Annotated in this window: 17 protein-coding genes; 8 read left to right on the top strand and 9 right to left on the bottom strand. The window is 74.2% G+C overall.

Annotation, left to right across the window (positions count from 1 at the left end):
- Positions 1-36 precede the first annotated feature (36 nt).
- Together RM425_RS17475 and RM425_RS17470 are read left to right on the top strand one after the other, a co-directional pair.
- Positions 37-1,059 carry a diacylglycerol/lipid kinase family protein gene (locus RM425_RS17475; RefSeq protein WP_311346495.1) on the top strand — a complete coding sequence of 341 codons (1,023 nt, stop codon included), beginning with the start codon at positions 37-39 and terminating at the stop codon, positions 1,057-1,059.
- Between the two features lie 301 nt (positions 1,060-1,360).
- Positions 1,361-1,612, top strand: coding sequence for a WhiB family transcriptional regulator (locus RM425_RS17470; protein ID WP_091980873.1), 252 nt, complete (start codon positions 1,361-1,363; stop codon positions 1,610-1,612).
- Positions 1,613-1,730: 118 nt separating this feature from the next.
- Here RM425_RS17470 and RM425_RS17465 read toward each other — a convergent pair whose 3' ends face one another.
- Positions 1,731-3,212: a sensor histidine kinase gene (locus tag RM425_RS17465; protein ID WP_311346494.1), complete on the bottom strand. Its 1,482-nt coding sequence runs from the start codon at positions 3,210-3,212 to the stop codon at positions 1,731-1,733.
- A gap of 88 nt (positions 3,213-3,300) precedes the next feature.
- Between RM425_RS17465 and RM425_RS17460 the strand changes: the two genes are divergently transcribed.
- Positions 3,301-3,807, top strand: coding sequence for a GNAT family N-acetyltransferase (locus RM425_RS17460; protein ID WP_311346493.1), 507 nt, complete (start codon positions 3,301-3,303; stop codon positions 3,805-3,807).
- A 58-nt stretch (positions 3,808-3,865) separates the two neighbouring features.
- Here RM425_RS17460 and RM425_RS17455 read toward each other — a convergent pair whose 3' ends face one another.
- Together RM425_RS17455 and RM425_RS17450 are read right to left on the bottom strand one after the other, a co-directional pair.
- Positions 3,866-4,090 (bottom strand): biotin/lipoyl-binding carrier protein, encoded by a 225-nt coding sequence (locus tag RM425_RS17455; protein WP_311346492.1) that lies wholly within the window; start codon positions 4,088-4,090, stop codon positions 3,866-3,868.
- A gap of 69 nt (positions 4,091-4,159) precedes the next feature.
- Complete coding sequence (locus RM425_RS17450) at positions 4,160-5,215, bottom strand: biotin carboxylase N-terminal domain-containing protein (RefSeq protein WP_311346491.1); 1,056 nt, start codon at positions 5,213-5,215, stop codon at positions 4,160-4,162.
- Positions 5,216-5,382: 167 nt separating this feature from the next.
- Here RM425_RS17450 and RM425_RS21720 point away from each other — a divergent pair, with 167 nt between their 5' ends.
- Positions 5,383-5,457 (top strand): 50S ribosomal protein bL37, encoded by a 75-nt coding sequence (locus tag RM425_RS21720; RefSeq protein WP_014742531.1) that lies wholly within the window; start codon positions 5,383-5,385, stop codon positions 5,455-5,457.
- A 76-nt stretch (positions 5,458-5,533) separates the two neighbouring features.
- Here RM425_RS21720 and rsrA read toward each other — a convergent pair whose 3' ends face one another.
- Both rsrA and RM425_RS17440 read right to left on the bottom strand, forming a co-directional pair.
- The gene (gene rsrA / locus RM425_RS17445) at positions 5,534-5,872 is read right to left on the bottom strand and encodes a mycothiol system anti-sigma-R factor (protein WP_311346490.1); all 339 of its coding nucleotides are present in this window, start codon (positions 5,870-5,872) and stop codon (positions 5,534-5,536) included.
- The gene (locus RM425_RS17440) at positions 5,872-6,561 is read right to left on the bottom strand and encodes a sigma-70 family RNA polymerase sigma factor (protein ID WP_311346489.1); all 690 of its coding nucleotides are present in this window, start codon (positions 6,559-6,561) and stop codon (positions 5,872-5,874) included. The genes rsrA and RM425_RS17440 overlap by 1 nt, the downstream gene beginning before the upstream one ends.
- Before the next feature lie 193 nt (positions 6,562-6,754).
- On the opposite strand from RM425_RS17440, the gene ybaK reads away from it, so the two are divergent.
- Positions 6,755-7,231, top strand: coding sequence for a Cys-tRNA(Pro) deacylase (ybaK, locus tag RM425_RS17435; protein ID WP_311346488.1), 477 nt, complete (start codon positions 6,755-6,757; stop codon positions 7,229-7,231).
- 9 nt (positions 7,232-7,240) lie between these two features.
- Here ybaK and RM425_RS17430 read toward each other — a convergent pair whose 3' ends face one another.
- Both RM425_RS17430 and RM425_RS17425 read right to left on the bottom strand, forming a co-directional pair.
- On the bottom strand, positions 7,241-8,788 hold the full coding sequence (locus RM425_RS17430; RefSeq protein ID WP_311346487.1) for a fused MFS/spermidine synthase: 1,548 nt from the start codon (positions 8,786-8,788) through the stop codon (positions 7,241-7,243).
- Between the two features lies 1 nt (position 8,789).
- Entirely contained in the window at positions 8,790-9,536 is a 747-nt protein-coding gene (locus RM425_RS17425) for an SOS response-associated peptidase (RefSeq protein WP_311346486.1), read from the bottom strand.
- Positions 9,537-9,671: 135 nt separating this feature from the next.
- On the opposite strand from RM425_RS17425, the gene RM425_RS17420 reads away from it, so the two are divergent.
- Genes RM425_RS17420 through rsgA form a run of 3 tightly spaced genes read left to right on the top strand, consistent with a single transcriptional unit; the run spans position 9,672 to position 13,462 of the window.
- Positions 9,672-11,123, top strand: a complete 1,452-nt coding sequence (locus RM425_RS17420; protein ID WP_311346485.1) for an NAD-dependent succinate-semialdehyde dehydrogenase — start codon at positions 9,672-9,674, stop codon at positions 11,121-11,123.
- A gap of 42 nt (positions 11,124-11,165) precedes the next feature.
- Positions 11,166-12,446: a 3-phosphoshikimate 1-carboxyvinyltransferase gene (aroA, locus tag RM425_RS17415; protein WP_311346484.1), complete on the top strand. Its 1,281-nt coding sequence runs from the start codon at positions 11,166-11,168 to the stop codon at positions 12,444-12,446.
- A 26-nt stretch (positions 12,447-12,472) separates the two neighbouring features.
- Positions 12,473-13,462 (top strand): ribosome small subunit-dependent GTPase A, encoded by a 990-nt coding sequence (gene rsgA, locus RM425_RS17410; RefSeq protein ID WP_311346483.1) that lies wholly within the window; start codon positions 12,473-12,475, stop codon positions 13,460-13,462.
- 69 nt (positions 13,463-13,531) lie between these two features.
- Here the strand turns inward: rsgA and RM425_RS17405 are convergent, their stop codons facing one another.
- Positions 13,532-14,239, bottom strand: a complete 708-nt coding sequence (locus RM425_RS17405) for a hypothetical protein (RefSeq protein ID WP_311346482.1) — start codon at positions 14,237-14,239, stop codon at positions 13,532-13,534.
- A gap of 73 nt (positions 14,240-14,312) precedes the next feature.
- Positions 14,313-14,849, bottom strand: coding sequence for a DUF2087 domain-containing protein (locus tag RM425_RS17400; protein ID WP_311346481.1), 537 nt, complete (start codon positions 14,847-14,849; stop codon positions 14,313-14,315).
- Positions 14,850-14,869 lie beyond the last annotated feature (20 nt).

Raw genomic sequence — 14,869 nt, 5'->3', positions numbered from 1 at the left:
CACGCCCCGCAACGGCCCGCAGTTAGCCTGGAGATCATGCGTGCGCTCGTGGTGGTCAACCCGGCGGCGACCAGCACCACCGCCAAGATGCGCGACGTCCTGGTCGGCGCCCTGGCCAGCGAGTTGAAGGTCGACGTCGCCGAGACCGCGCACCGCGGGCACGGTCGGGAGCTGGGCGCGTGCGCCGCGGCCGACGGGCTGGACCTGGTGGTCACGCTCGGGGGCGACGGCACCGTCAACGAGGTGGTCAACGGGCTGCTCGGGAAGGGCCCCCGCCCCGACCTGCCCATGCTGGCCGTCGTGCCCGGCGGTTCGACCAACGTGTTCTCCCGCGCGCTCGGCAGGTCCCGGGACCCGGTGGAGGCCACCGCCGAGATTCTCGCCTCGATCCGGGCCGGCCGGACCCGCACGGTGTCCCTGGGGACGGCGAGCGCCGCAGGCACCAGCACCGCCCCGCTGGCCGGTGGGGACCCGGACGCCGCCGCCCGCGCCGCCGAGGTCGACGCGGCGCAGCAGCCGGGGTGGACGACGCCTCGCTGGTTCGTCTTCGCCGCCGGCCTCGGATTCGACGCCGAGGTCATCGCGCGGGTGGAGGCGCAGCGGTCCCGCGGTCGCCGCTCCACGGGGGCGCTGTACGTCCGGGAGGCGACCAGCGCCTTCCTGGTGGGCCGCGAGCGGCGGCGGCCGGCCATGACCCTGCAGGTCCCCGGCGAGGCCCCGGTCGAGGACCTCTTCCTCTGCCTGATCTCCAACGTCAGCCCGTGGACCTACCTGGGCGCGCGGCCGGTCAACCCCTCCCCCGAGGCCTCCTTCGACACCGGTCTCGACGTCTTCGGTCTGGGCCGCACGAACCCGGTCGGCATGCTGCGCACCCTGCGCCAGGCCCTGTCCCCCCGGCCGCAGCTCCGGGGTCGCGGACTGCACCGTCGGCACGACGTGCCGGAGCTGTCGCTGACCGCGGGGCGGCCGCAGGGCTGGCAGGTCGACGGCGACCACCTCGGCACCGCGACGGCGCTGCGCCTGCGCTCCGTGCCGGACGCCTTGCGCGTCGTCTCCTGACTCCGGCTACGCAGGTATCCGCGGCCGGCGCAAGCAGCCTCGCCCCGCCGAGTGGCGGGCCTAGCACGGCCGTGGTGAGGTTGCTCACGCGGGGGTCGACGTCGAGCCGGTTTCGCTTGACAGGCGACGGTCGCGTGAAAGCATCGCATCCAGAACGCAACCTGCCGGTAACGAGGCAGGCAGTCGCTGCCGACAAGGCGCTGGGACTTCCGGTGTCCGCCCGGCCGCGTCGGTCCGGCACGCCGGACCGGGTTCAGCGACTGACGTAGCAGCCGTAGACGACACCGAGGAGAACACAGCCATGGACTGGCGCCACCGCGCGCTCTGCCGGGACGAAGACCCCGAGCTGTTCTTCCCGATCGGGACAGCCGGCCCCGCAGTCGTCCAGATCGACCAGGCCAAGGCCGTGTGCCAGCGCTGTCCCGTGGTGCAGTCGTGCCTGGACTGGGCCCTCAGCTCGGGTCAGGACTCCGGCGTCTGGGGCGGGCTGTCCGAGGACGAGCGGCGCGCCCTCAAGCGTCGCCAGGCTCGCACCCGGGTCCGCACCGCCTGACGAAGGACCCCGCTGCCCCCCACGCTTCGCACGCTCATCGCGGGCCCTGCAGCGGGGCCGATAGACCTCATCGCACAGCGCCCGCTCCCGCAGGGAGCGGGCGCTTGCTGTCCTCCCCTCAACGCCGGGGCAGGCCCGCTCCCGGCAGCGTGAGCACGACCTCGGTGCCGCGTTCCCCCGGCGGCAGCCCCATGTCCAGGGTGCCGCCCAGCTCGCTGACCACGAGCGTCCGCACGATCTGCAGCCCCAGGCCCTGACCGGCGGCAGGGTCGAACTCCTCCGGCAGCCCCTGGCCGTCGTCGCGGACCCGCACGACCAGGTCGTCACCGGTCCGCTCGGCTACCAGTTCGATGACCCCGGGCTCACCCTCGGGGAAGGCGTGCTCCGCGGCGTTGTGCAGCAGCTCGGTGACGGCGAGGACGAGCGGCGTCGCCGCAGCCGCCGGCAGCTCGCCGAACGAGCCCGTGCGCCGGGTGCGCGCGGCCGGGCCCACGGACGTGAGGTCACCCAGCATCGGCATCACCTGGTCGAGCACCTGGTCGACGTCGACGACGTCCTCCCGGCTGCCGGCCAGCGTCTCGTGCACCACCGCGATGGAGGCGACCCGGCGCACCGACTCCTCCAGGGCGGCACGCGCGGCAGGCTCGGTCATGCGCCGGGCCTGCAGCCGCAGCAGCGCAGCGACCGTCTGCAGGTTGTTCTTCACGCGGTGGTGGATCTCGCGGATCGTCGCGTCCTTGCTCAGCAGCGCCCGATCACGGCGGCGCACGTCGGTCACGTCCCGGACCAGCACCAGCGCGCCGGGCTCGGCGCCGGGAGCGCGCAGGGGCAGAGCCCGCACGAACATCGTGGCGGCGGCTGCCTCGACGTCCATCGGGTCGGGGAACCGCCCCGCGACGGCGGCCGCGATGCCTGCGCCGACCTCCTCCCCGGCCACGCGCTCGCGCGCTGCCGACCGGGTCACCTCGGCCAGGTCGCAGCCGACGACGTCGCCGGCCACCCCGATCCGCCGATAGGCCGACAGGGCGTTCGGGCTGGCGTAGACGGCGCGGCCCTGGCCGTCGAGCCGGAGCAGCCCGTCACCCACCCGCGGGCTCATCTCGGCGTCCTGCAGCTTCTCCGGCGGGAAGGTCCCCGCCGAGACCATGAGGCAGAGGTCGGCCGCGATGTCGAGGTAGGTGAGCTCCAGCGTGGACGGGGCACGGGTCACGGCCAGGTTGGTGTCCCGGGCGAGCACCGCCACGACCACGCGATCGTGGCGGACCGGGATCACCTCGCGGCGGCGGGGTGCGGCCCCGGACCGGTCGGGAACGCCGTCGGTCACGGGGCGCCCCTCCCGGTAGGCGGCCTGGAAGGGCTGGGCGCCGGCACCCGCGACCTCGACCCCGACCAGGTCCTCGGGGCGGCTGGTCGGGGCGGTCAGCGGGCGCACCTGGGCGACGCACCACCACGCCCCCTCGGCCAGCGGCACCCACAGCGTCAGGTCGGCGAAGGACAGGTCGGCCAGCAGCTGCCAGTCGGCGACCAGGCGGCGGCAGTGGTCGATCTGGGCGGGCCCGGAGGCCGATCCACGGGTGAGGCGCTCGGAGAGGCTGTTCATGGTGCGACCGAGCCTAGAAGGACCCCGTCCTCCCCAGCCCTCGCCCGCTCGGGCAGGGGCCCGGGACGGGGCCGCATAGGCTGATCACGTGGTCGACGTCCCCGCCCCGCCCGCCGTCCGGATCGAGCGCGCCACCGCCGCGGACCACGCGGCCATCGCCGAGCTGACCGTCTCGATCTACGTCGGCGGCGGACTGGCCGGCCCCGACTACGGCGTGGAGCTGGCCGACGTGGCGCGGCGGGCCGGACTGGCCGAGCTGCTCGTCGTCCGCGATGCGGCCGACCGGCTGGTCGGCAGCGTGGCCCTCGTCCTCGACGGCGACTTCGGCGAGGTCGCGCAGTCCGACGACGAGGCCGCGGTGCGCATGCTGGTCGTCGACCCGGCTGCGCAGGGCCAGGGCATCGGGGCGTTGCTGATGACCGAGTGCCTGCGGCGTGCGCGCGCAGCCGGCAAGCGGCGCATGGTGCTGTCCACCAGCACGGCGATGACCGCGGCGCACCGGCTCTACGAGCGGCTGGGCTTCACGCGGCTGCCGGAGCGGGACTGGTCACCGGTCCCCGGCATCGACCTGCTCGTCTACACGCTCGACCTCTGAGGAAGGACCCCGTCCTCCTCACCCCTCGCACGCTCGGGTGAGCCTCTGGACGGGGCCGTCAGCCGTCGACGACGGTCGCGATGAGGTCGCCCTCCTGGAGCACCTCCCCCTCGACGACGTGCAGCGCCTGGACGACGCCGGCCAGTTCGGTGAGGACGGGGATCTCCATCTTCATCGACTCGAGGATGACCAGGGTGTCCCCGGCGGCGACCTGCGCGCCGGGCGTCACCAGCACCTTCCACACGCTGGAGACCATCTCGGCGTGGATCTCCTCGACCGCCACCGGACCCCCTTCGCGCACCGCGGCGCCGAGATCACGGCGCCTGCCGTCATCCTGGCACGGCGCCCGGGCTCAGGCCCCCGGCACGGCGGCGGAGTCGGCGAGCCGTCGCAGCACGCCGCAGACCTCCGCGCCGTCGTGCGGCACCCCGACCTCCGCCAGCCCGGACAGGACCTGGCTCGCGGCGCGCGCGGCCGAGGCGGTGTCGGCGGCGCCGGCGCCGGCGCTGACCGTGGCCAGCAGCGCGTCGTACCAGGCGTCCAGCCGATCGCCCGGCTCGTACCCGCCCACGGCGACCAGGTCGACGCTCCCCTCGGGCCGCGGCTGGGGACGCCCGGTGCCGGGCAGCCGACCGGTGATCCGCCCCGCCTCCCCCGGCGGGAGCGTGGCACGCAGCTGCACGGCCACGGCCGCGCGCCACGGCGCCGAGGTGGGGGCGGCGGCGTCGCCTCGCGGAGGCGCCGCGCTGTGCAGGGCCAGTTCCACGGCATCCACTCCGTGCGCGCGCTCGAGGACGGCGATGTCCAAGGAGAAGCCGGCGGCCACCTCGGCCAGTTCGCCGTCGGGCGCGATGCCCACCGTCACCAGGCCGCGCCAGCCCACCTCCGCGAGGCGGCCGGCAGCGGCGGGTACCGGCGCCGGGACGTCGGGGGTCCAGGAGACCCGCGCGATGCCGGCGGCACGGTCGCGCACGACCGGTGTGGGGAAGTGCAGCCCGTCGTCGGTCACCCAGGCCAGCAGCCCGCGCTCGCTGGCCGGTTCGACGCCGTCGCCCCCGAGCCGCTCGAGCACGTCCGCGTCCGGGCCGACCCACAGCAGGCCGGCCTTGCGGACGGCGGCGGCCAGCCGCACGTTGCCGGCCAGCGCGGGCGGGACCGGCAGCACCGCCGAGACGCCGCTGCGGCGCGCGGCCTCGACGATGCGGTCGACGGCGAGGTAGGACTCGGCTGCCGGCGCCGGGCCGAGCAGGACGGCCTCGTCGGCCATCCGCACGTGCCGCGCCGAGCGCTCGGTCTCGGAGTGCACGGCCACGGCCTTCACACCCAGCCGCGAACACGAGGCGATCACGCCGCAGGCGGCGGGCCCGCGCCCGGCCACGAGCACGCTCTCGATACCCACCTGTGCCACGGCTCCTCCTGCGTTCCCCCACCCGCGCATGCCCGCCGCTGCCCCGTGAGAGGCTGGCGCTGTCAGCTTGGCGGGTCCTGCGTCGCCGCGCACGATACGTGCGCCGTCGGCCGGGTCCGCGAACCACCGGGTCACGACGGCCCACCGGCAGAGGAAGGAGGGCAGCGATGTCCAAGCGAGGACGCAAGCGTCGCGCTCGCAAGAAGAGCGGCGCCAACCACGGCAAGCGCCCCAACGCTTGAGCACGCGCTCTCGTCGAGGGCTGCGAACGCACGAAGGCCCCGTCCCCGCTGCTGCGGGAACGGGGCCTTCGCCGTTCTACCGGGGCTGGTCGCCGGAGCGCTCGACCGTGATCCGCTCGACGGTGACCTGCGTGCCGTCCTCCTCGAAGGAGACGCTGGTCAGCTGCATCTTGATCCGCTCGCGCAGCGACGGCGGCGGCTTGTCGCCACCGCAGCGGCGCCGGACCAGCGCCTTGAACTCCTGCTCGATGCCGAACTCGCGCAGGCACGACGAACAGTCCTCGAGGTGCTCGGCGATCACGCCCCGGCGTGCGTCGCTGGTCTCGTGGTCGAGGAACTCGAACACGTGGGTCAGGACGTCGTCGCAGGAGTTGATCTCGATCGGCTCGTCAACCCCAGGGGCATCGTCGGCCATCAGGAGCTCGCCTCCTCACCGGCTCCGGCGCGGACGAAACCGCGCTCCCGGGCGTAATCGGCCAGCAGCTTCTGCAGGCCGCGGCGGCCGCGGTGCAGCCGGGACATCACCGTGCCGATGGGCGTGCCCATGATCTCGGCGATCTCCTTGTAGGCGAAGCCCTCGACGTCGGCCAGGTACACCGCCAGCCGGAAGTCCTCGGGCAGCTGCTGCAGGGCTTCCTTGATGTCGGAGTCCGGCAGGTGGTCCAGCGCCTCGATCTCCGCCGAGCGCAGCCCGCTGGAGCTGTGCTCCTCGGCGGCGTAGAGCTGCCAGTCCTGGATCTCGTCGGTCGGGTACTGCTGCGGCTGCCGCTGCTTCTTGCGGTAGCTGTTGATGTAGGTGTTGGTCAGGATCCGGTACAGCCACGCCTTGAGGTTGGTGCCCTCGGCGAACTGGTGGAAGGCCGAGTACGCCTTGACGAACGTCTCCTGGACCAGGTCCTCGGCGTCGGCCGGGTTGCGGGTCATCCGCAGTGCGGCCGGGTAGAGCTGGTCGAGGAAGGGCAGGGCGTCGCGCTCGAAGCGGGCGTCCCGCTCGGCACGGGTCTCGGCGACCTCCGTGCGGCTACCGCCCTCGCGCGCCTCGGGAACGTCCACCGGGGCACCGGGCAGCTGACCGGGGTTCTCGATCGTGGGCTCCTCGGGCACCGACCGTCCTCTCTGGGCACCCCTGATCCGGGGCGCCACGTCGATCGATCCTAGCCGCGCGGCATCCGGACGGCCCGGGGGCCGCCGGCGCGCGACCCGCGGGCGGGTGCTGGAGACGGTGCTGCTCACGGCCGGTGCAACGGGACGGGGTGCACGCCGATTCCCGCTGCGCCGGGCGTCCTAGGCTCCGTCCGTGGCAGCGACCCCGGCGATCCGGGCCCTGGAGCAGGCGTCCGTGCCGCACGCGCTCCGCCCCTACGACCCAGGTCCCGCCGTGGCCGGTGCCGGGTACGGCGAGGCCGCCGCGGCCGCACTCGGCGTCGACCCCCGGCGGTTGTTCAAGACGCTGGTCGCCCGGGTGGACGGGGCGATGACGGTGGCCGTCGTCCCGGTGAGCGGGGAGCTCGACCTCAAGGCGCTGGCCGCGGCCACGGGAGGCCGCAAGGCGGTGATGGCCGAGGCCTCCGACGCCGAGCGGGCGACGGGCTACGTGCGGGGCGGGATCAGCCCGTTCGGCCAGCGCACGCGGCTGCCCACCGTCGTCGACGGGTCGGCGCTGGACTTCCCCACGGTGCTGGTCAGCGCCGGCCGGCGCGGGCTGCAGGTGGAGCTGCCGCCGGACCAGCTGATCCGGCTCACCGGCGCCCGGACCGCCGCGGTTGCGCGCTGACGACGCCCGTCACGGCCGGCCGTACGGGGTGAGCAGCTGGTCGACCGGGGCGTGGTCGTCGGTGAGCACCGGGGCGTCGCCGACGAAGGCGTCCAGGTCCGCGCCCTCGGCGACCCGCCAGGCGAGGTCGTGGTCGAGCAGCGCGGCGGCGATCCCCTCGGTGTCCAGCGGCCGCTGGGAGGCGACCGCGATGACGTTGCCCCCGTCCTCACCCGTGAGCACCGGCACCCGCGCCAGCAGCGCCACGTGGTCGAACACCTCGCGCAGCGTGGCGAGCTCCGCCCGCACGAAGTCCAGCGGCGGGTGGTCGATGAGGTTGACGGCGTAGACCCCTCCGGCGGTCAGCGACCGGTCGACCAGCTCCAGGGCTTCGACGGTGGTGAGCTGCCACGGGACGGAGAGACCACCGAAGGCGTCCCCGACGACGAGGTCCCGCTCCCCCGCCGGCTCCTCGGCCAGCCCCACCCGGCCGTCGGCCACGTCGACACGCAGCGCGTCGGAGGTCTCCAGGCCCAGCTGCTCGCGGTCGATGGCCACCACACCGGGATCCACCTCGACCACCCGGCTCACGGTGCCGGGCCGGACCTCCGCCAGGTAGCGCGGCAGCGTCAGCCCGCCGCCCCCGATGTGCAGGGCGGAGACCGGCTCCCCCGCCGGGAAGGAGGCGTCGGTGACCGCGGCGATGGCCCGCACGTAGTCGAACTCGAGGTGGGTGGGGTCGTCGAGGTCGACGTAGGAGTGCCGGAGCGTGTCGAGCATCAGCACCCGGCCGGACTCCCGCTCGGGGTCCGCGACCACCCGTGCGCAGTGGTAGGCCGTCTCCTCCTCGCACGGGGTCGGCGCGACCGCGGCCAGCAGCGCTCCGACCACCGCGAGGAGCACCAGCCCCACCGGCACCCGCCCCTGCGCACCGGCCGCTCCCCGGCGCAGCAGCACGCCCAGAGCCAGACCGGCGGCGACCGTGACCACTCCGGTGCCGACCAGGATCACGCTGCTCGGGAGGACGGCGATCAGCAGGAACCCGGTGACGAAGGTGGCCGCAATCGCACCCAGCGTGCCGATCCCGGACAGCCGGCCGACCACCGCGCCGGTCTCGTCCAGGTTCGACAGCTGCAGCTTGACCACCATGGGCGGAACGGCCGAGAGCAGCGCGGCCGGCACCACGACGGCGACCGCGGCCAGCAGCAGCACCGCGCCCGCGTCCGCTCCGCTCACGACGGAGCCCGCGAAGCGCACGAGCGGGAGGACGGCGATGACCAGCGCGCCGCCGGCCACCATCAGCGGGGCGATCAGCCTGCGGGGATCGACGCGGTCGGCGACGGCGCCGCCCGTCCACGCCCCGAGCGCGATGGCGGCGAGGGCGAACCCGATGACGGCGGTGCTGGTCTGCAGCGTGACGCCGACGTAGGGCGCGATGAGCCGCAGGCCCACGATCTCCATGACCAGGACGGCCCCGGAGCTGAGGAAGGTGACGGTGGCGGCGACCCAGCCGGGCAGCGGCGCGCTCGCCCCTGTGCCCTCGGTGGTCGCGCCGGTCGTCGACTCGGTGCGGCTCACGTCAGAACAGCGCCGGCTGATCGGCCGGTTCCGCCACCGTCTCGGCCCGCTCGGTCAGCTGCCGGCCGTTGTGGGCCACGTTGTTCACCGCGGTGCTCACCGGCCGCAGCTCGAGGGTCTCGACGAGCTCCGGCGGCGTGGGCCCGGCCAGCTCCTCGACGTCCTCCCGGGCCGGGTCCAGCCAGGCCGCCCACCGGTCGCGCGGCAGGACCAGCGGCATGCGGTCGTGGATCTCCTGCAGCGCACCGGTGGCGGGGGACGTGACCACGGTGCAGGTGTAGAGGCGGTCCTCACCGCGGCCCCACACCTCCCAGAGCCCCGCGAGCGCGAGCACCGAGCCGTCCTGCGGGGTGATGAAGTACGGCTGCTTGCCCGGGCTGTCCAGCCGCTTCGCCCACTCGTACCACCCGTCGGCCGGTACCAGGCAGCGACGGGTGCGCGCCGCGGTGCGGAAGGCCGGCTTCTCGGTCAGCGACTCGACGCGGGCGTTGATCATCCGGTTGCCGATGGCGGCGTCCTTGGCCCACGAGGGCACCAGCCCCCAGCGCACCGCCCGGAGCTCCCGGTGTCCGCCGCCGGTCAGCGCGCCCTCCGCGTCGCGCTCCTTCTTCCAGCGCACCGCGTGCACGTCCTTGGTCGGCGCGACGTTGAAGTCGGCCGGCACCGGCGGCTGTCCCCCCGCCGGCACGGCCTCGAACTCCAGCGCCAGGTCCTCGGGCTTGCGGCTGGCGGCGTAACGACCGCACATGGGTGGCCTCCTGGGCGCCGAACGGCTGACCGTTCGCACTCTAGGTGCGTGCGCTGACACCCGGCCGCCCGTGACAGCCGGGCACTCGTGGGGTAGGCCTAGGCGGAACAGCCCCCCAGAGACGAGGATCACCGCGTGACCGCTACGCAGAACGCCCCCACGACCGCCAGCGACAGCGCCGAACGGCGCTACGCGACCGTCAACCCGTTCACCGGGGAGACGGAGAAGGAGTTCCCCTTCACCGAGACGTCGGAGATCGACGGCATCATCGGGAAGGCGCACACCGCCTACCAGGAGTGGCGGGACCGCTCCGTCGAGGAGCGCGCGGCCGTGGTCCAGAAGGCCGCCGAGCTGCTCGACGAGCGGATCATGGACTACGCCGCCCTCATCACCAAGGAGATGGGCAAGCGCCGCGACGAGGCCGTCGGCGAGCTCTTCCTCTGCTCGATGATCCTGAAGTACTACGCCGGCAACGGCCCGAAGTTCCTCGAGCCCACGTCCATCGAGCCGATGATGGGCGGCGGCGAGGCGGTCATCGAGACCAAGCCGGTCGGCGTCCTGCTGGCCATCGAGCCGTGGAACTTCCCCTTCTACCAGGTCGTCCGCGTGGTCGGCCCGAACCTGGTGCTGGGCAACACGGTCATCCTCAAGCACTCGGAGATCAACCCGCAGTGCGCCGTCGCGATCGAGCAGCTGTTCACCGACGCCGGCGCCCCGGCGGGCGTCTTCACCAACACCTTCCTGCGCATCGAGGACGTCGAGCAGGTCATCGCCGATCCCCGCATCCAGGGCGTCACCCTGACCGGCAGCGAGCGGGCCGGCTCCTCGGTCGCCGCGCTCGCCGGCAAGCACCTCAAGAAGTCGGTGCTGGAGCTCGGCGGCAGCGACCCGTTCATCGTCCTCGACGGGGAGAACCTGGAGGCGACCGTCAAGGCGGCCACCGCCGGGCGCATGGGGAACACCGGACAGGCCTGCACGGCGTCCAAGCGGCTGATCGTGACCGAGGACGCCTTCGAGCCCTTCGTCGAGGGCCTGAAGCAGGCGTTCGGCATCTTCGCTCCCGGCGACCCGGCCGACCCGGCGACGTCGCTGGCGCCGCTGTCGAGCGAGAAGGCGGCGCAGGACCTGCAGGCCCAGATCCAGGACGCCATCGACAAGGGCGCCACCGTGGTGGCCGGTGGCCAGCGGCCGGAGCACGCCGGGGCGTTCGTGGCAGCCACGATCCTCACCGACGTGACCCCGGAGATGCGCGCCTACCGCGAGGAGCTGTTCGGTCCGGCGGCCGTCGTCTACAAGGTGAAGGACGCCGACGAGGCGATCGCACTGGCCAACGACAGCGACTTCGGCCTGGGCGCCACCGTCATGGGCAGCGACCTCGACCACGCGCGGTCGGTGGCCGAGCGGCTCGAGGCCGGCATGGTCTGGATCAACCAGCCCACCGGTTCCTCGCCGGAGCTGCCCTTCGGTGGCATCAAGCGGTCGGGCTACGGCCGCGAGCTCTCCGAGCTGGCGATGTTCGAGTTCGCCAACCGGCGGCTGCTGCGCACGGTCCCGGTCAAGAAGACCGAGAAGCCGCAGGCCGGCTGAGCAGGTGCACGCTGGTGCGGCGCGGACGGGCAGACTGATCACGTGAGTGACGTCTGGTCCGCGCCGCACCATCCCGCTCCGGTCGACGCCGTCGTGTCGCTGCCGGGGTCCAAGTCGATCACCGCCAGAGAGCTCGTCCTGGCCTCGATCGCCGATGGGCCCAGCCGTCTGGTGCGCCCGCTACGCGCTCGGGACAGCGAGTTGATGGCGGCCGGGCTGCGGTCCCTGGGCACTCGCGTCGAGGACGACGGTGCGGACTGGCTGGTGACCCCGCAGCCCCTGCGCGGTCCCTCGGCCGTCGACGCCGGGCTGTCGGGCACGGTGCTGCGCTTCCTGCCTCCCGTCGCCGCCCTGGCCGTCGGCCCGGTGACGGTCGACGGGGACCAGCGGCTGCGGGAGCGCCCCAACGCCGGACTCCTGAACGGACTGCGGGCCGCGGGTGTGCAGATCGACGACGGTGGGCGCGGCCGGGCGCCGTTCACCGTCCACGGCACCGGCCGGGTCCGGGGCGGCGCGGTGGAGGTCGATGCCAGCGCCTCGTCCCAGATCGTGTCGGGTCTGCTGCTCGCGGCGTCCCTGTTCGACGAAGGGATCGACCTCTCCCTGATCGGTGCCGTCCCGTCGATGCCGCACGTCGAGATGACCGTCGCGTCGCTGCGCGAGCACGGTGTCCAGGTCGCCGCGACCGACGGGGGCTGGCGGGTCTTCCCCGGACCGGTCGCCGCCCGCGATGTCGTGGTGGAGCCTGATCTCTCCAACGCCGCACCTTTCCTCGCTGCCGCGCTGGTGACCGGTGGCCGGGTCACCGTGCGCGACTGGCCGGAGGCGACCACCCAGGCCGGCGCCCAGCTGGTCGGGTTGCTGGCGACGATGGGCGCCGAGGTGACGGGTACCGCCGAGGGGCTGCAGGCGACGGGCACGGGGTCGATCCGGCCGCTGACCGCCGATCTCGGCGAGGTCACCGAACTCGTCCCCGTACTCGCCGCACTCGCCGCGCTGGCCGACGGCCCCTCCCGGTTCACCGGCATCACGCACATGCGCGGGCACGAGACCGACCGGCTGCAGGCGCTCGACGAGGTGCTGAGCGCCGTCGGGGCGCACGTCCGGCAACTGCCCGACGGGCTGGAGATCGAGCCTGGCCCACGCCGGCCGGCACGCCTGGACTCCTACGCCGACCACCGCATGGTCATGGCCGCCGCCGTCCTGGGACTGGCGATCGACGGCGTCGAGGTGGCCGACCCCGGGGCGGTCACCAAGACGCTGCCGGACTTCCGCGAGCGGTGGGCCGGGCTGCTCGGCGAGCCGGTCGGAGCGCCCCGCTGAGCGCCCACCAGCGCGACGCCCGGCGGATGGACGAGGACGATGTCCGCGTCCGGCCCGGGCGACGGGGCTCCCGCCCGCGCACCCGCATCCGGCCCGCACACGACGACGCCGTCCCCGGGCTCGTGATCGCCGTCGACCGCGGGCGGATGACGGTGCGGGTGGAGGGGCCCGAGGGCCCGGTGGACGTGACGACCATGCGCGCCCGGGAGCTGGGCAAGCACGGCGTCGTCGTCGGCGACCGCGTGCGAGTGGTCGGCGACACCAGCGGCCGCACCGACAGCCTGGCGCGGATCGTGACGATCCAGGAGCGGACGACGTCGCTGCGCCGGACCGCCGACGACACCGATCCCACCGAGCGGGTGGTCGTGGCCAACGCCGACCTGCTGGTCATCGTCACCTCGGTCACCGATCCGGAGCCCGCGCTGGGGTTCCTGGACCGCTGCCTGGTCGCCGCGTACGCCGGTGGGCTGGAACCGCTGCTGTGCCTGACCAAGACCGACCTGGCCTCCGCGCAGCCGCTGCTCGACCGGTACGCCGGACTGCGCCTCGAGGCCGTGCCGATGTCCCGCGAGCTGCCGCTGGACGAGCTGCTGAGCCGCATCCGCGACCGGATGAGCGTGTTCGTCGGGCAGTCCGGGGTCGGCAAGTCGACCCTGGTCAACCGGCTCGTGCCTGACGCGCTGCGGGCCACCGGCGACGTCAGCAAGATCGGCAAGGGTCGGCACACGTCGTCGTCGGCCGTGCTCTTCGACCTGCCCGGTGGGGGCACGGTCATCGACACCCCGGGCATCCGCTCGTTCGGGCTGGCGCACGTCACCGCTGCCGACGTCCTCTCCGCGTTCGCGGAGATGGCCGAGGTCGCGGCCGACTGCCCGCCCGGCTGCGGGCACACCGCCGAGGACCCCGACTGCGCGCTGGACCCGTGGGCGGCGGCCGGCCCGCCGGAGCGGCAGGAGCAACTGGCCGCGCTCCGCGTGCTGCTCGGCGCGGTCGGCCAGGTCGGCCCCGGCTACTAGAAGGACCACCCTTCCCCCCACGCCTCGCACGCTCGGCGCGGGCCCCTGAAGGATGGCCGCTCCATCGCGTCACTTTCGCCGTGGGCGGACGAACAGCGCGTCGTCCATCGCCTCGTCGACCGCCTCGATCCGCACGTCGTGGCCCTTGCCGGGGGCGAGCCCGCCGAGCTCCTCGGTCAGCACGCAGACCCCGGTCTGCACGTCCAGCCGCACCCGGTAAGCGTCGGGATAGGCGGGAAGGACGTGCTCGGGATGGTCCCGGTACTCGACGACGTCGACCGCGCGGGACCGCAGCAGCGCGCAGCACCCGCAGCGCGGTTCGTAGGCGGGGGTCGGGCGGGCGACGACCTCCCAGGCCGGGCGTCCGCCGTGCTCGACCTCGGCGACCGACCCGAAGCCGACGCCGGGCACCGGGAGGTCGGTGTCGGGATCGATCCCGTCGGCGAGCTCAGCCGGGTCCAGCATCGCCACCCAGTGATAGTTCCGGTACATCGGGGCGTCGGTGCCGGACGCCCACGGCGCGGGCCGGGACGCGACGAGCCCGTCGGGTCGCAGCACCGGCACCGCGCGATCGCCGTCCGGAGCGTCCCGCACCACCTGCAGCAGCGCGCCGTCCAGATCCTCGACCCGCAGCCGGTCGGGCCGGCTCAGCCAGGCCCGCACCGCACCGGTCCCCCACCTCTCACCGGACCAGGACACCGAGAAGCGCAGCATCGACCACCGCCACGGCGAGGAACGCGCGAGAGCGGCGAAGGAGTCGGCCGAGGGAGTGGGCACGGGAGCAGTGTGGAGACGTGGGCCCGGGTCGTCGAGGCGATTCGGCGACCTGTCGACTCGTCGATGCACCGACTCACACCTCGACGTAGCCGCCGCTGCGCCAGTAGACGCCTGCCTCGCGGGACAGGAGCCCCTCGTCGACGAGATAGCGGCGCAGGGCCGCGACGTCGGGGTGCCAGACGGCCAGCAGCGCGTTGACCTCCCGCTCGGGATAGCGGACGCCGGGCTCGAAGACGCGGACCAGGTGGTCGAGCACCACCAGTCGCTTGCTCCGGTGCGCGGGGATGGACGTCAGCCGGCCGTCGCGCACGAATGCGGACAGGACGGCGTCCTGCGCGGGGTCCGCCGACAGCGGTTCCGGCGGCGGCGCCGCCTCCGCGGCGGCACGCGCGGCGGCCCCGAACAGCTCGGCGCGCAGCGCGAGGGCGTGCCGGTCGCGGGTCACCAGCCCCGCGCGAGCCAGTCTCCGGGCGGCGAGCGCGACGTCCTTGAGCGGCAGCCCGGCCGCCGCTGCGACCTCCTCGAGGGTGCCGGCGCCCAGCGCCAGAGCGGCGACGACCTTCAGCCGGGCCGGGTCGGCGAGCAGCCCGGCGATCGTCGCGGCGTCCATTCCCCGACGGTATCGGCGCA

The organism is Blastococcus goldschmidtiae (assembly GCF_031845325.1).
In the GTDB taxonomy this organism is placed as follows: Bacteria; Actinomycetota; Actinomycetes; order Mycobacteriales; family Geodermatophilaceae; genus Blastococcus; species Blastococcus goldschmidtiae.
This window is presented reverse-complemented; position numbering and strand designations above follow the sequence as displayed.